Source organism: Bacillus sp. PS108 (assembly GCF_037963335.1).
Classification (GTDB): domain Bacteria; phylum Bacillota; class Bacilli; order Bacillales; family Bacillaceae; genus Bacillus; species Bacillus subtilis.
Genome location: NZ_CP150155.1, coordinates 3,143,916 through 3,162,866, shown reverse-complemented (window position 1 = coordinate 3,162,866; position 18,951 = coordinate 3,143,916). Strand labels below are relative to the sequence as shown.

Genomic DNA, 18,951 nt, shown 5'->3' with positions numbered 1-18,951 from the left:
TTATACAAAAGGCTACAGCCAGCGCATTTTATTGAACAGCCGCATATACTGACTGAAACGTTGCTTTTAGGGTATAACAATGATGATAAGAAGATCAAAATGATGTGACATAAGAATTGAGTTTCTCTGCAAATTATGTTAGGATTCTAAAAATATCTAAAGGAGGGGTTTCCATGAGAAAGGTTACATTAATGGATGTTTTCACCCATCCAATTGCACAAAAATATCTTCAGCGTTCCGGCGTGGCACATGCGATTGCCTGCGCTTATCATGCATACAGGCTGTCTGTGAAGGCTGACATTAATCCTGATTTAGCAGCAAAAGCGGCACTGCTTCATGACATTGGCCATTATGAATGGTATACAGACGGAAAGTGGGATTATGAGAAATACAAAAGAAATGACATCCATGCCATTAAAGGGGCGGAACGGGCGCATAAACTTCTGATTCGGCTTGGCGAGGAACCGAAAGCGGCAAAAGAGATTGCACTAGCCATTTTGCTTCATACAGATTCCTATTTGCCTGAAGGCGAATTAGATAAAAACACGCTGCAGCAGATTGTCAAAAAAGCGGACGAACTGGATGAAGAGCCGGGCGGCCACCATCATTACCGCCAAATTGATCCTTCAACCGCACGAAAAAAAATAGAAAAGCTGGACCAATTAATCGACCAAGCCCAGGCATCCGTGATAAAGCCTGTATAAGTACGGAACAGCGCCAGCTTTCTTCGCTGTCTCCGCTTCATCGATACTTCCTTTACACCCGCTTCCAAACGTATTCTCCTAAAATCTCCGCACTCCTTTGTTTTATCAGGTAAGCCTGTGTCATTATCCATAAGCGCGGCATAAGCTGAGATAAAACACACAAAGGGGATAAAAGTATGGTCAACCAAGGTAGTCCGCAACTGGTCTCTTTAGTCGATCCTTATGTCTATCAGACCATTAAAAAGCTCATCGGCTCAAGGTTCGTTATACAGACAGTACGAGATACGGTCAGAGGCAGACTGATCGATGTAAAACCTGACCATATCACAATTGAAGGAGCCCGAAATTCTGTTTGTTTGATCAGAATCCAGCACATGATTTCCGTCACCCCAGATTACAGTGAGCGGGTCTAACAGTGCTTGCGCATGAAAAATAGGCGTACACCGGGACGTCCTATTTTTCAGTTAAGCGCTGTAAAAACGCACTATGATACATTGTTCCATCAAGGTCAAAGCCGGCAAATTCCTGATAGTCACCATCTGAAAAACAGAAAGTGACACCGTACACCGTATAGCAGGAACGGACTGAAGCATGCTGGCAGACCCGAAAATGATAACCGTCTGAATCTTTTACATATAGCCGGGATTTCCCGGCAAATGGGGCACAGAGGTGTGCTGCCTCACCAAAACATTCGAATCCGGCGATTTTGCCATCTTGGCTGATATCCAGCAGGAGACAATCATTGACTCTGAGCTCCTCAGTCCGTACATTCCTGTTCTTTTTCGGAGGAAGAACATAGATATAAGCCAGTTCTGAATCTGTATCGTATGTCACGGCCTTCATCACCAACACTCCTTTCATTATATTAAGAGTTCTGATATGAGTTCATTTTTGTTACAATGATGGGGTATAAGTTCTTTTATCTGACAGACAAAGAAAAACTAGGAGGAACAAAGCTTGTTGAAATCAAAAGTCCATTTTTGGACATTGCAGATTTTATTTGTTTTGCTGATTATTTTTGTAGCAACAAAAGTTTCATTTGTATTTCAGCCGTTTATTGTTTTTATCTCGACATTGTTTTTCCCGATGCTGATTGCGGGAATTTTGTATTTCATATTTAATCCGGTCGTCCGCCTGCTTGAGAAAAAAATTCCGCGGACATTATCCATTCTATTGATCTATTTACTGTTTATCGGTTTGCTTGCCTTTATTTCAGCGTCAGTCGGACCTATCATCACCTCACAGGTGACAGGGCTGTTTAACAACCTTCCTGATTATATAAAACAGATTCAGGCGCTGACAAAGGATTTGTCCCATTCTCAATGGTTTACCTGGATGATGAACCAGGATTATGTATCGATATCAAAAATTGAACAGTCATTGACAAGTTTTCTCCAAAACCTGCCGCAAAATATCACGTCCAGTTTATCTGCGGTGTTTGGTGTCGTGACAAACATCACGCTTGTTATTATTACTGTTCCATTTATCCTTTTTTACATGCTGAAAGACGGACACCGCTTTCCGCATCTGGCAGTAAAAATTCTTCCGGCTTCTTATCGGACAGAAGGCTTGAAAATTTTTAAAGATTTATCCGATACGCTTGCGGCATACTTCCAGGGTCAGCTGTTAATTTGTCTTTTTGTCGGGACAGCGTGTTTTATTGGCTATTTAATTGCCGGACTGCCGTATGCCCTGATTCTCGGGATTGTCATGGCGATTACCAATATCATTCCCTATGTCGGGCCTTTTCTCGGTGCCGCGCCGGCTGTCATTGTCGGTTTTATGGACTCGCCGGCCAAAGCGCTGTTTGCGATTATTGTGGTCGTCATCGTTCAGCAGCTGGACGGAAACCTGCTGTCTCCTCTTGTGATCGGAAAGCGGCTGAATACCCATCCGCTTACGATTATTTTGCTATTAATCGGAGCGGGAAGCTTCGGCGGAATTCTCGGCATGATTTTAGCGGTGCCGGTTTATGCGGTAGTGAAGGCGTTCTTCCTGAATATTGTCCGCTTGATCAAGCTGCGCCAGCGGTCACGACTCGAGGAAAACGCAAAGCCAGCTGAATAGGCGGGCACCATTAGCGGCTCTTTGCATATGATGCTGTAAATCAATGCGGAGGTGGGGAAATGCCTGCAATTGTGGGGCCGATTTATATCATGTCAGTTACGGGTAATGCCGCGGCAAGCTTTGGAGACGTATTTGCGATTTCGCCCAAAAGTGTCGCTCATTCAGGGGCGGGGTCAGGCGCTTTTCAGCTTGGTGATTTTGTGAAGATTAACAACCAAACGAGTAAAACTCTTTTCAAAGATGCCGATATCACTGATGAAACAGTTTCGTTTAACGGGTAACAGCCTTTTCACAAGAGGCTGTTGCTTTTTTATTGTATAATATGGGTAGTCTTTTAATAGAGAGGTCATGTTATGAAAATCAGAAAAGCAAATATCAATACGCAAACCGGAATGATCACGGACGTGTATCTGCATGAAAACAGAAAAGAACTGCGCACGCTTGTAGCGGTACCACAGCTGGAGTGGAGCACGATCATTTCCTATGAAGAAGATAAAGCAACTCTGCCTGAACGGCTGGAAGCGTCGTTGCGCCGGCATACAGAGGAAACCCCTGCTGGTGAGCTGGCCAAAAAAATCATTCATTGGGTAACAGAAATGTAAACGGCGCTTGAAAGTTTAGCTCCTGCCTGTTCAGGTGATAATGAAGACAAACAAGACGGGAGGACAGGCTTTTGAGTGAAGACAAAATGGATCTCTATTTGCAGCAAGGAATGTATGGGCCTTTGGAGACAAAGCCTGACGAGCGCCATTTGTTTTTAGGCTCTTTAAGAGAAAGAGTCGTTTTGGCACTGACGAAAGGACAGGTGCTTAGAAGTAAACCGTATAAAGAGGCGGAGCACGAGCTGAAAAACAGCCATAACGTCACCCTTTTGGTTAATGGAGAGCTTCAGTATCAGTCTTACTCTCCTTATATCCAAATGGCGAACCGGTACGGAGTGCCCTTCAAGATTGTATCTGATCTTCAGTTTCATACGCCTTTAGGCATCGTCATTGCGGCTGACATCGCTGTGAATCGTGAATTGATATATATTCAGGACGACATTTATAATCGGTCAGTGCTGAAATCTTAAGAGACAAACGGACCGTTTGTCTTTTTGTTCATGGCAATTCACTTACAACTGGAGATAAGATATAATGTTCTCATACTGATGGCGGGGAGGCCGGCTATGAAAAAAGCACTTATTTGTATTGATTATACGAATGATTTTGTGGCGAGTGACGGAAAATTGACCTGCGGGGAGCCCGGCAGAATGATTGAAGAGGCGATCGTCAATTTAACTGAAGAATTCATCACAAACGGTGATTACGTCGTATTAGCAGTAGATTCTCATGATGAAGGGGATCAATATCACCCTGAAACCCGTCTTTTTCCTCCGCATAATATAAAAGGCACGGAAGGAAAAGATCTGTACGGAAAGCTTTTGCCTCTATATCAGAAACATGAACATGAGCCTAATGTTTACTACATGGAAAAAACGAGATATTCTGCTTTTGCGGGAACTGATTTAGAGCTCAAACTCAGAGAGCGGCAGATTGGCGAACTGCACCTTGCCGGTGTCTGCACAGATATTTGTGTGTTGCATACAGCTGTTGACGCATATAACAAAGGTTTTGGGATTGTTGTGCATAAACAAGCTGTTGCCAGCTTTAATCAGGAGGGGCACGCATGGGCTCTTTCCCATTTTGCAAACAGCATCGGAGCGCAAGTGGCAGAGTAAGGAAGGGGAAAAACAGTGTTAGAGTACGGATTTAAAGATGACAGCCTGTCATTACATACAGACCTTTATCAGATCAATATGGCGGAAACGTACTGGAGAGACGGCATTCATGAAAAGAAAGCGATTTTTGAGCTGTTTTTCAGAAGGCTTCCGTTTGAAAATGGCTATGCCGTATTTGCGGGCTTGGAAAAAGCCATTGAATACTTGGAAAATTTCAAGTTTACGGATAGCGATTTGAGTTATTTACAGGATGAACTCGGGTATCATGAAGATTTTATTGAATATTTGCGCGGGTTATCTTTTACAGGTTCACTTTACTCTATGAAAGAAGGAGAGCTCGTTTTTAACAATGAGCCGATTATGAGGGTGGAGGCACCCCTGGTAGAAGCGCAGCTGATTGAAACAGCTTTGCTCAACATTGTGAACTATCAAACATTAATCGCAACAAAGGCTGCCCGGATTAAAGGCGTCATTGGTGATGAAGTTGCGCTTGAATTCGGAACAAGACGGGCGCACGAAATGGATGCGGCCATGTGGGGAGCGAGAGCAGCCTTAATCGGCGGCTTTAGCGCGACAAGCAATGTAAGAGCCGGAAAGCGCTTTAATATCCCGGTTTCCGGCACACATGCGCATGCGCTTGTGCAGGCTTACCGCGATGAATATACAGCTTTCAAAAAATACGCGGAAACACATAAGGATTGCGTTTTCTTAGTTGACACGTATGACACGCTTCGTTCAGGCATGCCGAACGCGATTAGGGTTGCCAAGGAATTCGGCGACCGCATTAATTTCATTGGCATCCGTCTGGACAGCGGCGATTTGGCGTACCTGTCAAAAAAAGCCCGGAAAATGCTTGATGAAGCAGGATTTACAGATGCGAAGGTGATTGCTTCAAGCGATTTGGATGAGCACACCATTATGAATTTAAAGGCTCAGGGAGCGCGCATTGATGTCTGGGGTGTCGGTACGAAGCTGATCACTGCCTATGACCAGCCGGCTCTCGGCGCAGTTTATAAACTCGTTGCCATTGAAGAAGACGGGAAAATGGTTGACACGATCAAAATTTCGTCCAATCCTGAAAAAGTGACGACACCGGGCAGAAAGAAAGTCTACCGCATTATTAATCAGTCCAACCATCATTCTGAAGGCGACTATATTGCGCTTTATGATGAGCAGGTGAATGATCAGAAGCGGCTCAGAATGTTCCACCCGGTTCATACATTCATCAGCAAATTTGTCACGAATTTTTATGCGAAGGATCTTCATGAGCTGATTTTTGAGAAGGGTATTCTTTGCTACCAAAACCCTGAGATTTCAGACATACAGCAGTATGTGCAGGATAACCTCAGCCTGCTTTGGGAGGAATATAAGAGAATCAGCAAGCCGGAGGAATACCCGGTTGATTTAAGCGAGGACTGCTGGAGCAATAAAATGCAGCGGATCCACGAAGTGAAAAGCAGAATTGAAGAAGAGCTTGAGGAAGAATAAAGAAAAACTGGCCTTTCGTTCGCGAGGGGCCAGTTTTCTTTATGTATATATTATTTTTCATGTTTAGACAATTTTCGTCAAATTATTTGATATACTTAGGGGTGAAAGCCGCGCGTATTGTAAGGGGGATAAATCAATGAGGGTGTTTGTTGCAAGACAGCCTATTTTTAATAGAAAAGAACAGGTTGTTGCTTATGAACTGCTGTATAGAGAAAGCGAAGAGAACGTGTATAGCGCTAAAGACGGCGATCAGGCAACAACAGATTTGGTGATCAACAGCTTTTTAAACATCGGAATTGAGAAGCTGACGGAAGGGAAACGCTGTTTTGTTAATTTTACGGAAAGCCTGATGTTTTCGAATCTTCCCACCTCCTTCAATCCGAAACAGCTTGTCATTGAAATCCTTGAAGATATACCGATCACGCCGGCCCTCATTTCTAGATGCAAAGAATTGAAAAAAATGGGGTATATGCTGGCGCTTGATGATTTTTATGCAATAAACCCGCAAGATGAGGACTTACTGGAAAAACTCATGAGCTATATTGATATATTGAAAATTGATTTTCTCAAAACAACACGAATGGAACGCAGAACAATTTTGCAAACCTACGGCTGCCGCGGCCTGATTTTTTTAGCGGAAAAAGTAGAGACCCGAAAAGAATATAAACAGGCGGTCCAAGACGGCTTTCAATTATTCCAAGGCTACTTTTTCAGCGAGCCGCGCATCATCAGCGGGCATGACCTATCGACTCATTTCTATTCTTACTATGAACTGCTTAACGAACTGAGCAAAGAGCAGCCTAACATAAAGCGTGTGACAGAGTACATAGAGCGGGATTTATCACTGTCCTATCAGATTTTAAAATTTTTAAACTCATCCCACAGCCGTTTGAGCCAGAAAATTGAAAGCATTCAACAGGCCATTATGCTGCTGGGATTTAATGAAATCAAACGGTGGATATATATTCTTTCCTTTAAGGATTTAAGCAGGAAAGGGCATTCCAGCAAGCACGAAATCATTAAGATTTCTTTGATAAGAGCAAAGCTTTGCGAACTGCTGGCAAGAAAGACATCCCGGCCGCAGCCTGCTTCTTATATGCTGATCGGAATGTTTTCTCTCATAGACACCCTCCTGCATAGAGAAATAGAGGAAATTGTTCAAGAATTGCCTTTAAAAGATGAAGTCGGGCAAGCATTATTAGGCCATCAAAACGACTACTACCAAATGCTTGAGCTTGTGAAATTAATTGAAAGCAACAACTGGGACACTTGCTCAGAATTAGGCAATCAACTCGACAAAGAAGAAGCGTATGAATGTTATTTAGAGGCTCTGGAATGGTGTCATAATCTTATGGACGCAAAATGATTGCGGTCCTCTGACCACCGCAAAGCAAGAATCATTCGGCTTTGCGTTCCGATAAGGCTGATATAGATGCCGTCGGGATTAAAGACCGTATCCACTTCATGCCGGACGCCCATTTGTTTGATCAGGCGCTTGATGGTTTGTTTATCGGACTGCTCGGCTGCGGTCAGAATGCGGCGCGAGAGCTCCCGCGAGCCCGCAATGCGGCTGAGAACGAGCTGGGCATCCGCAAATATCCCTGCGGCCTGCTTCGCTGAACGGATAAAGGTATCAATATTGTTGGCAGGAGCGGGCGGACGGCGTACCTCATACGGATACACGTAAAACCAGGGATAACGATATCTCATGGGAGCACCTCGCAAAAAAGGATGTTTCTATATGTATAGATCCCTAATTGCCGAATATGACAAAGCGAAAAGGCCACAACTTTAGCGTTGCGGTCTTTTTCGGTGTTTGTCGGTCAGGAAACGCCAAGAATCACATATTCAATTTTGAAAATACGGTATGAAGGACTATAGTCTTGCTTAGTGAAAATGCGAAACCCGTTAAAATCAAGGAGATTAAGAATCTTTCTCAATTTCAGCACATATAAACGCTCTTTCACATAGAAAGATAGTCCCGTTCTTGTTGTGATTCCTTTGAGTATAAGGACCTATTGAGATTTGCGGTGTCACGCAGGACTTTTTTGCATACTTTTCGGTGAAAAATGAGCCGAAAGCAGATACACTATTAGTAACAGATCAAATACCTAGGACTCGTTCACCATACACAATTCATTGATCTTTCAAAAAAAGGAGTGTGGAAACGATGGAAAAGAAACTTGAAGAAGTAAAACAATTGTTATTCCGACTCGAACTTGATATTAAAGAAACGACAGATTCATTACGAAACATTAACAAAAGCATTGATCAACTCGATAAATACAATTATGCAATGAAAATTTCGTGAAAAAGACTTGGAAACAAGTCTTTTTTTTCGTTCTACCGATACAATAAATGGATAAAGTATTATATGATTGTTAAAAAACGAAAAACCTGCTGTCCTTTAAATGTCCCATTTAGTAAAATGGAATGGGAGGGGGGAAGTCGTTATTGAGCAGATATGTTTAGATTCTGTCCGGATCAAGGAGAAAATGAAGGAGATTGTAAGCCAAAAAATAATGAATCAGGACTTGGAACGATATCTTCAGAATTTTATTGAGTCTAAGGATACGTTTGAGTTTGCCGATTTGGCTCTTCATCATTATTTAGCTTTTAACGGTCAGGACCAAAAAGCAATCGAATGGCTAGCTGCCGGAATTGAATTGCTTATACTCTCATTCGATATTTATGATGACTTAGAGGATCAAGATAATGGAAGTGCTGTCTGGATGAAGATTGACTCGTCAATCGCTTTAAATGCAGTTACAGCTCTTTACACCCTAAGTATACAAGTGATGTGTCAAGCTAGTCATGAACCAGAATTTTCACAAGAGATATTGAATTTTGCGTTACAATCAATTCAAGGCCAGCATGATGATATTGTGAATGCGCCGCAAACGGAAGAAGCCTGTCTTGAAATGATCAAAAATAAATCAGGAGCGCTAACGGCATTGCCCTGTGTAATGGGAGTAATGCTGGCAACAGGCAAATACCATCCCATTGTAGCTTCTTATTCTTATGAACTTGGGATTATTGCACAAATCGAAAATGATTACCGAGGTTTATATTATCTAAATAACGATTTTATTCAGAAGAAAAACACATTGGCATACTTATACTTAAATAAACGTTTTAATGCAGCTTCTGCAGAAATCTTGAGTTGGTATGAAAATACTGAGTTGTTCTTATCATTGAATTCCAAACAAATAAAAGAAAAATTAACTGAGGCAGGCGTAGTGCAATATTTACTTGTAATGAAACACTTGTCATTACAAAAACTAAAGAAAGAAATTGCTAGATTAGAATTGCAAGAGAATAAAATAAAAAAATTAATAACAGGAATCATAAAATAAAGGAGGATTTATATGCAGGAAATAGTCGGATACTTAGTAAAAAATCCAGAAGTTTTAGATGAGGTCATGGAAGGCAGAGCCTCTTTATTAAATATAGATAAGGATCAATTGAAAAGTATAGTTGATGCCTTTAGAGGGCTGCAAATTTATACTAATGGTAATTGGGTTCCTTCGTGAGGCTTTAATAAATGAAGGCATGGTACAACAAAGTTTCAATTTTTTTGATTTTAGTTAGTTTAGTCTATGTAACTTATTTAACGTATATAAGTTCGAGTAAACTTTTAGTTGGTGCAGCAGTAGCTGAAAATCAAGACAATGAAGTTGTAATAACAAATATTGAGGAATTTTCTACGGCTTATTACTCAGGCATACAAAAAGGGGACGTCATCAAAAGTATCAATAATCATAAAGTTAAGCGTCCTCTTGAAGTTCAAAAATATAATTCAAACCATGTGAGTTCAATAGTCGTCGAGAGAGATGGAGAAAAGGTTAAAATTAAGCCTGATTTAATGAATGATGGGAATTTTACTACTTTTGTGATCCCATTAATATTTTATATAGCCTGTCTATTTTGTTGTTTCTTCATTCTAAAAATAAATGAATCGAAAAAACTACTCTCTGCTTTGATTTTAATCATTTTCTTGTTATCTGCTTCTTTAGCATACTTAAGTGCGGGTGGATCTGCAAAGGGAGATTGGTTAAGCAGATGTATAATGGTATTCACTTTAACATCTGTAATGTTTAATTATCTTCTTTTCTTGTATCAGTATTTTAAAGAACTGGGCACTGTGTTATTTAACAAAAAAGTTTTTATATTATATGCAATTCCAGTACTAAATCTAGTTTTTGAATTGTTGCGAACTCAACTTTTCTTTAGACATTATGTGCCTAAAATAAATTTACTTTCGTTCTTTATTTCATTTATAATCGTGAGCGTATATTTTGGATCTATTTTAATTAAAAGTAAGGATACTGAACAAGCACATATTATAAAAGTTCTTACCATAATTAATATCTTATCTTTTTCGCCGTTTTTGTTTTTATATATAATACCTTATGTATTCTTAAGCACTGATGGGATTTCTTCTTTTGTAGCTGCTTCATTTATGTTCCTAATACCATTTTCTTTGGTTTATCAATTTATGACAAATAAAATTTATAATGTGGATTTTATTTTAAGTAGGTTAAAATATTATGGAATATTAGCATTAACGCCCACAATTATTTTAGTTACGGTATTCGAGTTAATAGGAAATCCAGCTGGAGATTTCTATTATTTCAGACTGGCGATTCTTATGTATATTATTATGGTGGCGGTCTTTTATTATAAAGAAGTACTTGATTTCAGATTTAGATTAAAAAGGGTTTCGGAAAAATTCAATTATCAAGACAGTATATATAAATTTACGCAGTTGATTAGAGATTCAACTTCTTTGACCCAAGTATTTGAGGAACTGAAAACCACGATACTTGAGGTTTCGCTTGTAAGCCGAGCCCATATTTATGAGGTTTCAGTTGATGGAAGTATTAAACTCTATGAAGAACTTAATCAAAATTCATTTGAAAAAGTCTATGAAAAAGAATTTAGAAAAGTAACATCCGAAATAGGGAAAATCGTTGAATTTAATAAAGGTTTTGTCATGAAGATTGGTGAACGCGGTGGTAAATCATTTGTGATCCTTTGTTTATCTAAAATGAATACGCCTCGTCTCACACTCGAAGAACTTTCTTGGCTGAAAACTTTGGCTTTTTATACAAACGTATCGATCGAAAACGTCATGAAAATCGAAGAACTGATGAGTCATTTAGAAGAAATAAAACAACAAGAATCTAACCCCGTATGGCTCAAAAAACTCATGTATACGATCGAGGAAAAACAACGCTCTGATCTCGCCCGCGATCTCCACGATTCGGTTCTTCAGGATTTGATTTCCTTAAAACGCCAGTGTGAGCTGTTTTTGGGTGATTTCAAGAAGGATGATAATCCGTGCCGTGAAGAGGTGCAGGACAAGCTTGTACAGATGAATGAGCAGATGTCTGATGTGATTTCGATGACGAGGGAGACGTGTCATGAGCTGCGGCCGCAGCTTCTGTATGATCTTGGGCTGGTCAAGGCGCTGTCGAAGCTGGTGGCGCAGCAGCAGGAGCGGGTTCCGTTTCATATTCGTTTAAATACCGGGAGATTTACGGCTTCCCTTGATCTGGATTCGCAGCTGAATTTGTACCGGATCATTCAAGAGTTTCTGTCTAATGCGGTCAAGCACTCTCAGGCGACGGATGTGCTGATTATGCTCATCAGTATTCAAAACAAAATCGTTCTTCATTATGAGGATGATGGCGTAGGGTTTGATCAGGAAAAGAATACTGAGCATTCCATGAGCATGGGGCTTTCTGGCATTAAGGAGAGAGTCAGGGCTTTAGATGGGCGCCTTCGGATTGAAACAAGTGAAGGAAAGGGCTTTAAGGCTGATATTGAAATCGAATTGTAATGGATTTATAACGGAAACGACTTGGCACAGGCCAAGTCTTTTTTATAAAATGGAAAAGAGTGAGTAAAAGGGAGGAAAACATGAAAAAGATACTAGTGATTGATGACCATCCGGCTGTCATGGAAGGCACCAAGACAATTTTGGAAACGGATTCGAATTTGTCTGTTGATTGTCTCAGTCCTGAACCGAGCGAACAGTTTATCAAGCAGCATGATTTCTCGTCATATGATCTCATTTTAATGGATCTGAATCTAGGCGGCGAGGTCAATGGGATGGAGCTTTCTAAACAGATTTTACAAGAGAATCCTCATTGTAAAATTATCGTGTATACCGGTTATGAGGTCGAGGATTATTTCGAGGAAGCGATTCGTGCGGGTCTGCACGGTGCCATCAGCAAAACGGAATCTAAAGAAAAGATCACCCAATACATATACCACGTACTCAACGGAGAAATTTTAGTCGATTTTGCTTACTTTAAACAGCTGATGACTCAGCAAAAAACAAAGCCGGCTCCTTCCTCTCAAAAAGAACAAGATGTGCTCACACCTAGAGAATGCCTGATTCTTCAAGAAGTTGAAAAGGGATTTACAAACCAAGAAATCGCAGATGCCCTTCATTTAAGCAAGCGGTCCATTGAATACAGCTTGACATCGATTTTCAATAAGCTGAATGTCGGTTCACGGACGGAAGCGGTTTTGATTGCGAAATCAGACGGTGTACTTTAAATGTTGGGGGTGTAGATGATGGATACGAAACACACATTGCTTGAAGCGCTTGGTATAGAGATTGTTGAAAACACAGCGGAACGATGCGTTGCGGTCATGCCGGTGGATCATCGGACGGTTCAGCCGTTCGGATATTTGCATGGGGGCGCTTCAGTGGCCCTGGCGGAAACAGCGGCGAGCGCAGGTGCACAGAACCTGATTGATCATTCAACACAGGCTTGTGTCGGTTTGGAGATTAACGCCAACCATTTAAAATCTGTAAAGGAAGGAACGGTAAAGGCGATAGCCGAGCCCGTTCATATCGGCAGAACGACGATTGTCTATCACATTCACATATATGACGAGCAAGAGAGGCTGATCTGTATATCCAGATGCACGCTGGCTGTCATCAAGAAATAAAAAAACAGCCGGAACTCTGCCTGTCCGGCTGCTATTATTTTTATAGATAAGAATCCTCTTTTCGTTTAATCACAAAGTTTCTGATTCCGTTATAGTCATCCTGTACGCTTCTCTCATCAAGCTTGACGCCGGAGTTATACGCAGCACGGCAGATCAAGTGCCCGCCGATAGGCGACGTAATAAAGATAAAGAGAATCCCAAGCAGGATTTTAGCGGAGAGCTCCCCCGTCACAAACCACAAATAGAAGAAGACACCGAGCAGAATCATATTGACACCTAATGTTGAGCCTTTAGAAGCAGCATGAGCGCGTGTAAACACATCGGGAAGGCGAAGTACGCCAAATGAAGCAATGAGGCATATTAGAGCACCCAGCAAAATGAATACAGCCACAACGACCTTAGCGGTTTCGATCATTTTCGATAATCTCTCCTTTCTCCAGGAACTTGGAAAATGCGATCGTTCCGATAAACGATAAAATCCCCAGCAACAAAATAATATCCAAAAACGCACTTGTTTTCAGCAAAATGGAGACAAGCGCCGTGATTGCGATCAGATTGATGCCGATTGCATCCAGAGCCACGACCCGGTCAGGCACAGTCGGCCCTTTAATGACACGAATGACATACAAAAAGGTAGACACTGCCATAATGCCGAGCGCGATTTGCAGGATCAGCGTAAACATCACCGGCTCACCTCCTGTATGGCTTTTTCAAATGACTCCCGAATATCAAAAATCGCTTTTTCCGCATCCTCGATATCCATTGCATGAATATAAAGTATTGTTCTGTCATCTGAAATATCCATCACCAAGGTTCCCGGCGTTAATGTAATGAGCAGAGAAAGCAGGGTGATTTCCCAGTCCTTCGTCAGTTCAGTTTTAAAAGCAAAAATACCCGGTCTGATATTCATTTTTGGAGATAAGACTGATTTCATCACACTGACATTGGCAAGGTACAGTTCCTTTATAAAAATGAAACAGAGCTTGATGATAGAAATCAATTTCCATAGATAAAACTGGCGAGTGAAAAAGCGCCGGAAGAAAAAGAGAGAGAGCATTCCCAGAATATAGCCTGTAATGAATCCTGCGGCGCTTGGACTGTTGCTTAAGAACATCCAGCAAAAAGCGAGAAACATATTTAATAAAATTTGAAATGCCATGCGATCTACTCCTTCAGAACAGCTTCGATATATTTTTCCGGATTCAGCAGCGTCTCGGCCGCTTGATCAACGTAAGGCGACACCCATTCTGTACCCAACCCGAAGAGAAGAGACAGCAAGAGAAAAATAGCTGCCGGATAAAGAAGTCCTTTAGCTGTTCGATGATTTGGTTTTGGCGTTTCTTTTTCTTCGCCCCAAAACGCATGTATAAAGATCCTCAGCACAGAGTACAGTACGAGCAAACTCGAAAGCAGAATCAGCATGGATATCGTAAATTCACCTTCTGCGAAGCCGCCCTCTGCAATTTTAAATTTGCCGACAAATCCGCTTAGTGGCGGAATGCCTGCAAGAGAAATAGCGGAAATGAAAAACATCCATCCAAGAACAGGATAGCGTTTGATCAGCCCGCCCATTTTATGCAGGCTCGCGGTTCCAGTCAATGCGATCAGCGTACCTGCCAGCATAAACAAAGCGCCCTTAATCAGCATATCGTGAATCAGATAGTAGATCGCGCCCTGAATGGATGCGGGGGTGTGTACTGCCACACCGAACAAAATCACGCCGACAGCGGTAATAATGTTATAGATCACAATTTTCATGACATTCGAATAAGCGAGTGAACCGATCACACCAAAAATCACAGTCAGCGCCGCCAGCCAAATCATCAGCTGATGGGTAAAGGCAGTATCGTGAATAAAAATCAATGTGAAAACCCTCGTAATCGCATATAACCCGACTTTTGTCAGCAAAGCGCCGAACAACGCGGAGATTGCCGCCGGTGGCGCGTAATAAGAGCCTGGAAGCCAAAAGTAGAGGGGGAAAATTCCGCCCTTCATGCCAAATACCAAAAGCAGCAGGACACCAATCACAGTGATCAGCCCGGTTTGTCCTGATTCGCTGATTTTCACGCTAAGATCCGCCATGTTTAACGTGCCGGTTACAGCGTATAAAAAGCCGACCCCTATGACAAACAGGGCAGACGATACGATATTAAACACAATATATTTAAGGGATTCCCGCAGCTGAATTTTTGTGCCGCCTAATACAATCAGCATATAGGAAGCAATAAGCAGAAGCTCAAAAAATACGTACATATTAAATAAATCGCCTGTTAAAAACGCTCCGCTGACACCGGCAAGCAAGAACTGAACGCCGGAGTAGTAAAAGGAGCGCTCCCGTTTTTCACCGACGGAACGGAAGGAATAAAGCCCAACCAATAAACCGATGACCGCTGTTGTGAGAACGAGCAGGCTGGCGAATTGGTCTGCGGCGAGCACAATGCCGTACGGCGCTTTCCAGCCGCCTAAGCTGAGTGTCTGGATACCTTTTGTGAAGACAGTCTGTACAAGTATGCCGCTAATCACAATCCCGATGGCCGATGCCGCCGTGCTGAAGATTCTCATGAGCATAAGATTCTTCGTCATGAAAATCAGAAGAATAGCCGACAAAAGCGGGATCAGGATTGGCAAAATAACAAAATTATTCATGTTGATCATTTCCCCTCATTTGATCCATATCGTCCGATTTCAATTCCTGATAAGCGCGAAAGGCCATGACGAGGATGAATGATGTAACGCCAAAAGAAATGACAATTGCGGTCAAAATCAGGGCTTGCGGAAGCGGATCGACAAATGATTTGGCATGCTCGCTCAAAATCGGAGCGGCGCCTTTCTTTAACCCTCCCATAGTCAAAAGCATTAAATGAACGCCATGGCTTAACAGTGCTGTTCCGATAATGACGCGAAGCAGGCTTTTAGACAGCAGCAAATACGTAGCAGCCATAAAAATAATACCGGCTAATACAGCCATTAAGATTTCCATTATTCTTCCTCTCCAATCGTTTGAATAATGGTCATCGTTATGCCTACGACAACAAGATAAACGCCTAAATCAAATATCGTCGCTGTGGCGAGCTCCGTTTTCCCAAGGATCGGCAGCTGAAAGTATCCGAATGTGTGGGTTAAAAAAGGAGCCCCGAAGACAAAGGAGCCAACGCCTGTTAATACAGCGAGCAGAAGGCCGGCTCCCGCGACATAAATGAAATTGACCGGCAAAAGGGAACGCACGGTTTTTAAATCATACGCCAAGAGCAAGAGAACGATGGAAGAGGACGTGATCAGTCCGCCGACAAAGCCTCCTCCGGGCGCGTTATGCCCTGATAAAAATAAATAGAAAGAGAAAAGCAAAATGATAAAGGATACAAGCTTTGTCGCGGTTTGAAGAATCAAGTCATTTGTTTTTTGTTCATTCACCGCTTTTCCCCTCCTCTTTTACTTTTGTTTTAATCATGCTGTAAATGCCGAGAGCGGCTATCGTTAATACCGTAATTTCAAACATTGTATCAAATCCCCTGAAATCAACGAGAATGACATTGACGACATTATCCCCTCCGCCGAGATCATGGCTGTGTTTGACAAAGAAGGACGCAATGCTGTCTTTTGTCCGCTGGCTTGAGGATGCGATGCCGAGCAGAGTAACGATAACACCGACGCCTAAAGAAATGATAAAATTCGTCATCCGGAACGTTCTCGTTTTTGTTTTCAGCCTCAGTTTCGGCAAATGGTAGAAGCAAAGCAGAAACAGTGCCACAGAAATCGTTTCAATGACGAGCTGAGTCAATGCCAAGTCCGGCGCTCTGAAAATGACAAAAAACAATGCAAGCGTATAACCGACAACACCGAGTGCAATGATCGCCGTCAGTCTTGACCTAGCAAAAACAGTCGCCACTGTGGCGCTGATCATGACAAGCGTCAAAATGATTTCGTATACACCGATTTTAGCCATGCCTTCCGTTTTAAATGAAAATCCGCCTTTAATGGCAAAAGCTCCGCCTATCAGAATGATGAAACCAGCGAAGATATACAGCAAATAATCTCTTAAAAACCCGGTCATATATTGTTTTGTGACCCGGTAAGAGCCTTTCTCCATCAGAGTCAAAAGCTTATCGTATAACCGGTTGAGTGTGAGTTTCGAAGGAAACAGTTTATAGATTCCTTTCCACTTATTCAGCGACAAATAACCAATTGTTCCGATCACAACAATACCCGCAGTCATGAGCAATTCCGTTGTAACCCCATGCCACTGTGAAATGTGAACGTGGAATTTCTCATGGCCGGCAAGCAGTGTCGGATAGATTGAGTTCATCGCAGGCTCTATCAGGCTGTACGACAATATATTCGGGAAAAAGAAGAGACTGACAGCCAAAGCGACAAGAATGACCGGTGGTACGAGCATGCCGACAGGCGCTTCGTGAGCCTGTTTTTCAAGGTGTTCAGGCTGGTAATTTCCTCTGAATGTTTTAAACAGCAATTTCATGCTGTAGATAAACGTAAATACACTTCCGATCCAGGCGAAAAGAGGGAACAGAACGCCCCATGTCTGCACGTTGAACAGGTCAAAATGTGTCACGCGAAGCATGCTTGTGAAAAACATTTCTTTACTCAAAAATCCGTTAAACGGCGGTAGGCCGGCCATTGAAAATGTCCCGATTAAGGAAATGGTAAATGTAATCGGCATAATCGCCATCAGGCCGCCTAGCTTCCGGATATCCCGTGTGCCTGTTTCGTGATCGATAATCCCGACTGCCATAAACAAGCTTCCTTTAAAGGTAGCGTGGTTGATTAAATGGAAAATGGCAGCCATAGCGGCAACTGTATAATATTCTGTATGGCCGTAATGAAGGGCCGCAGCACTGACTCCGAGCATGGAGATGATCATGCCGAGCTGGCTGACGGTTGAAAACGCCAAAATCGATTTTAAATCAGTTTGTTTCACGGCATGGAATGAACCCCAAACCATCGTAAAGAGGCCAACGAGGGACACGATCCAAAACCACTGAGCTGAAAAGGCGAAAATAGGACTGAATCTCGCAATCACATAAATGCCGGCTTTTACCATAGTAGCTGAATGGAGATAAGCGCTGACAGGCGTCGGAGCTTCCATCGCGTCAGGGAGCCAGATGTAAAAAGGAAATTGCGCCGATTTCGTAAAAGCCCCTAATAAAATGAGAATCATAGCCGGGATAAACAATTCGTGGCCGGCAATTAATTGAACCTGGTGAACCATCTCTCGAATACTGAAGGAATCCGTTATCAAATAAAGGAGAATAAATCCGCCGAGCATGCACAGCCCGCCGCTGACCGTAATCAAAAGTGATTTGGCTGCGCCATAGCGCGACTTTTCCCGCTTATACCAATAGCCGATCAGCAAAAAGGATGAAAGGCTTGTAAGCTCCCAGAACATGTAGAGAACCATGACATTGTCTACTAGAACGACGCCGAGCATGGCGCCCATGAACATCAATAAGTAGACATAAAAGGGCCCAAGCTGTTCTTTTTCTTTCGATAAATAAAAAATGCTGTAAAGAGTGACCAAAGAGCCAATGCCTGTGATCAGTAAAGCGAATAATAACCCGAGGCCGTCTATATAAACGGTAAAGTTAATGCCGAGTGACGGAATCCACTCTAATACCGATCGAAGTGTTTCTCCAGATTGCGTCATCCTGATCATTGGGAGAAAGTATATAAACAGCAAGACGGGCAGGATCAACACAAACCAGCCCGTATGCACTCTTTTTGCGTATTTTGCCAAGAAGGGAATGATAAAAGCAAATAAAAAAGGCGATAAAATAGCAAGATGTAAGAGCTGCAAAGATAAGACCTCCTTTTCTCGTTCTCAATTGAAAAATGCGCTATGTATAAAATATACGGTCAAACGACCTAGTCCAAATTATATCGCACTTTTCTGCAAGCTGCCACGCTTCGAACTGCTGTAATGGATTTTTATGAGTTCTTTTGACCTCAAAATAAGTCTAACAAAAAAGAGGTTATTTGTATATTTAAAAT

The 18,951-nt window shown here is 42.2% G+C and carries 25 protein-coding genes; 15 read left to right on the top strand and 10 right to left on the bottom strand.

Going from position 1 to position 18,951, the window contains the following annotated elements; all coding sequences use genetic code 11:
• Positions 1-173 precede the first annotated feature (173 nt).
• Both NSQ16_RS16525 and NSQ16_RS16520 read left to right on the top strand, forming a co-directional pair.
• On the top strand, positions 174-704 hold the full coding sequence (locus NSQ16_RS16525) for an HD domain-containing protein (RefSeq protein ID WP_003244444.1): 531 nt from the start codon (positions 174-176) through the stop codon (positions 702-704).
• 176 nt (positions 705-880) lie between these two features.
• On the top strand, positions 881-1,117 hold the full coding sequence (locus tag NSQ16_RS16520; RefSeq protein ID WP_003220677.1) for a YuzF family protein: 237 nt from the start codon (positions 881-883) through the stop codon (positions 1,115-1,117).
• A gap of 40 nt (positions 1,118-1,157) precedes the next feature.
• Here the strand turns inward: NSQ16_RS16520 and NSQ16_RS16515 are convergent, their stop codons facing one another.
• On the bottom strand, positions 1,158-1,547 hold the full coding sequence (locus NSQ16_RS16515; RefSeq protein ID WP_015251329.1) for a DUF2283 domain-containing protein: 390 nt from the start codon (positions 1,545-1,547) through the stop codon (positions 1,158-1,160).
• Positions 1,548-1,661: 114 nt separating this feature from the next.
• On the opposite strand from NSQ16_RS16515, the gene NSQ16_RS16510 reads away from it, so the two are divergent.
• The 7 genes from NSQ16_RS16510 to pdeH all read left to right on the top strand — a co-directional run bounded on the left by NSQ16_RS16510 (position 1,662) and on the right by pdeH (position 7,345).
• Positions 1,662-2,771 (top strand): AI-2E family transporter, encoded by a 1,110-nt coding sequence (locus NSQ16_RS16510; RefSeq protein WP_014480712.1) that lies wholly within the window; start codon positions 1,662-1,664, stop codon positions 2,769-2,771.
• Between the two features lie 59 nt (positions 2,772-2,830).
• Positions 2,831-3,052 carry a spore germination protein gene (locus tag NSQ16_RS16505; RefSeq protein ID WP_015384524.1) on the top strand — a complete coding sequence of 74 codons (222 nt, stop codon included), beginning with the start codon at positions 2,831-2,833 and terminating at the stop codon, positions 3,050-3,052.
• A gap of 72 nt (positions 3,053-3,124) precedes the next feature.
• Positions 3,125-3,373 (top strand): YueH family protein, encoded by a 249-nt coding sequence (locus NSQ16_RS16500; protein WP_003228783.1) that lies wholly within the window; start codon positions 3,125-3,127, stop codon positions 3,371-3,373.
• Positions 3,374-3,444: 71 nt separating this feature from the next.
• On the top strand, positions 3,445-3,843 hold the full coding sequence (locus tag NSQ16_RS16495; protein WP_085185940.1) for a YueI family protein: 399 nt from the start codon (positions 3,445-3,447) through the stop codon (positions 3,841-3,843).
• A gap of 96 nt (positions 3,844-3,939) precedes the next feature.
• On the top strand, positions 3,940-4,491 hold the full coding sequence (locus NSQ16_RS16490) for an isochorismatase family cysteine hydrolase (RefSeq protein ID WP_015714627.1): 552 nt from the start codon (positions 3,940-3,942) through the stop codon (positions 4,489-4,491).
• Positions 4,492-4,506: 15 nt separating this feature from the next.
• Positions 4,507-5,979, top strand: a complete 1,473-nt coding sequence (locus tag NSQ16_RS16485) for a nicotinate phosphoribosyltransferase (RefSeq protein WP_003228788.1) — start codon at positions 4,507-4,509, stop codon at positions 5,977-5,979.
• 136 nt (positions 5,980-6,115) lie between these two features.
• Entirely contained in the window at positions 6,116-7,345 is a 1,230-nt protein-coding gene (gene pdeH, locus NSQ16_RS16480) for a cyclic di-GMP phosphodiesterase (RefSeq protein WP_003243525.1), read from the top strand.
• Here the strand turns inward: pdeH and NSQ16_RS16475 are convergent.
• Together NSQ16_RS16475 and NSQ16_RS16470 are read right to left on the bottom strand one after the other, a co-directional pair.
• On the bottom strand, positions 7,321-7,689 hold the full coding sequence (locus tag NSQ16_RS16475) for a hypothetical protein (protein WP_144500544.1): 369 nt from the start codon (positions 7,687-7,689) through the stop codon (positions 7,321-7,323). The genes pdeH and NSQ16_RS16475 overlap by 25 nt on opposite strands.
• 113 nt (positions 7,690-7,802) lie before the next feature.
• On the bottom strand, positions 7,803-7,928 hold the full coding sequence (locus NSQ16_RS16470; protein WP_144500545.1) for a hypothetical protein: 126 nt from the start codon (positions 7,926-7,928) through the stop codon (positions 7,803-7,805).
• A 221-nt stretch (positions 7,929-8,149) separates the two neighbouring features.
• Between NSQ16_RS16470 and degQ the strand changes: the two genes are divergently transcribed.
• The 6 genes from degQ (at position 8,150) to NSQ16_RS16440 (ending at position 12,948) form a co-directional block, all read left to right on the top strand.
• The gene (gene degQ, locus NSQ16_RS16465; RefSeq protein ID WP_003220708.1) at positions 8,150-8,290 is read left to right on the top strand and encodes a degradation enzyme regulation protein DegQ; all 141 of its coding nucleotides are present in this window, start codon (positions 8,150-8,152) and stop codon (positions 8,288-8,290) included.
• Positions 8,291-8,474: 184 nt separating this feature from the next.
• Positions 8,475-9,335, top strand: coding sequence for a polyprenyl synthetase family protein (locus NSQ16_RS16460; protein WP_128422373.1), 861 nt, complete (start codon positions 8,475-8,477; stop codon positions 9,333-9,335).
• A gap of 12 nt (positions 9,336-9,347) precedes the next feature.
• Entirely contained in the window at positions 9,348-9,512 is a 165-nt protein-coding gene (gene comX, locus NSQ16_RS16455; protein WP_015384519.1) for a competence pheromone ComX, read from the top strand.
• 11 nt (positions 9,513-9,523) lie between these two features.
• Positions 9,524-11,824: a histidine kinase gene (locus tag NSQ16_RS16450; RefSeq protein ID WP_088300729.1), complete on the top strand. Its 2,301-nt coding sequence runs from the start codon at positions 9,524-9,526 to the stop codon at positions 11,822-11,824.
• 80 nt (positions 11,825-11,904) lie between these two features.
• Positions 11,905-12,549, top strand: a complete 645-nt coding sequence (comA, locus tag NSQ16_RS16445; protein ID WP_003220716.1) for a two-component system response regulator ComA — start codon at positions 11,905-11,907, stop codon at positions 12,547-12,549.
• 18 nt (positions 12,550-12,567) lie between these two features.
• Positions 12,568-12,948: a hotdog fold thioesterase gene (locus tag NSQ16_RS16440; protein ID WP_017695528.1), complete on the top strand. Its 381-nt coding sequence runs from the start codon at positions 12,568-12,570 to the stop codon at positions 12,946-12,948.
• A 40-nt stretch (positions 12,949-12,988) separates the two neighbouring features.
• Here NSQ16_RS16440 and mnhG read toward each other — a convergent pair whose 3' ends face one another.
• The 7 genes from mnhG to NSQ16_RS16405 are packed head-to-tail and all read right to left on the bottom strand — an operon-like array spanning position 12,989 to position 18,757.
• Complete coding sequence (gene mnhG / locus NSQ16_RS16435; RefSeq protein ID WP_003244302.1) at positions 12,989-13,363, bottom strand: monovalent cation/H(+) antiporter subunit G; 375 nt, start codon at positions 13,361-13,363, stop codon at positions 12,989-12,991.
• Positions 13,347-13,631 (bottom strand): Na(+)/H(+) antiporter subunit F1, encoded by a 285-nt coding sequence (locus NSQ16_RS16430; RefSeq protein ID WP_003228814.1) that lies wholly within the window; start codon positions 13,629-13,631, stop codon positions 13,347-13,349. Before NSQ16_RS16430 ends, mnhG begins: the two co-directional genes overlap by 17 nt.
• Positions 13,631-14,107, bottom strand: coding sequence for a Na+/H+ antiporter subunit E (locus tag NSQ16_RS16425; RefSeq protein ID WP_339232324.1), 477 nt, complete (start codon positions 14,105-14,107; stop codon positions 13,631-13,633). The genes NSQ16_RS16430 and NSQ16_RS16425 overlap by 1 nt, the downstream gene beginning before the upstream one ends.
• 5 nt (positions 14,108-14,112) lie before the next feature.
• Complete coding sequence (locus NSQ16_RS16420) at positions 14,113-15,594, bottom strand: Na+/H+ antiporter subunit D (RefSeq protein WP_029725869.1); 1,482 nt, start codon at positions 15,592-15,594, stop codon at positions 14,113-14,115.
• Positions 15,587-15,928, bottom strand: coding sequence for a Na(+)/H(+) antiporter subunit C (locus NSQ16_RS16415; RefSeq protein ID WP_003220730.1), 342 nt, complete (start codon positions 15,926-15,928; stop codon positions 15,587-15,589). The genes NSQ16_RS16420 and NSQ16_RS16415 overlap by 8 nt, the downstream gene beginning before the upstream one ends.
• Entirely contained in the window at positions 15,928-16,359 is a 432-nt protein-coding gene (locus NSQ16_RS16410; RefSeq protein WP_003228819.1) for a Na(+)/H(+) antiporter subunit B, read from the bottom strand. Before NSQ16_RS16410 ends, NSQ16_RS16415 begins: the two co-directional genes overlap by 1 nt.
• Positions 16,352-18,757, bottom strand: a complete 2,406-nt coding sequence (locus NSQ16_RS16405) for a Na+/H+ antiporter subunit A (RefSeq protein ID WP_116315921.1) — start codon at positions 18,755-18,757, stop codon at positions 16,352-16,354. The genes NSQ16_RS16410 and NSQ16_RS16405 overlap by 8 nt, the downstream gene beginning before the upstream one ends.
• Positions 18,758-18,951 lie beyond the last annotated feature (194 nt).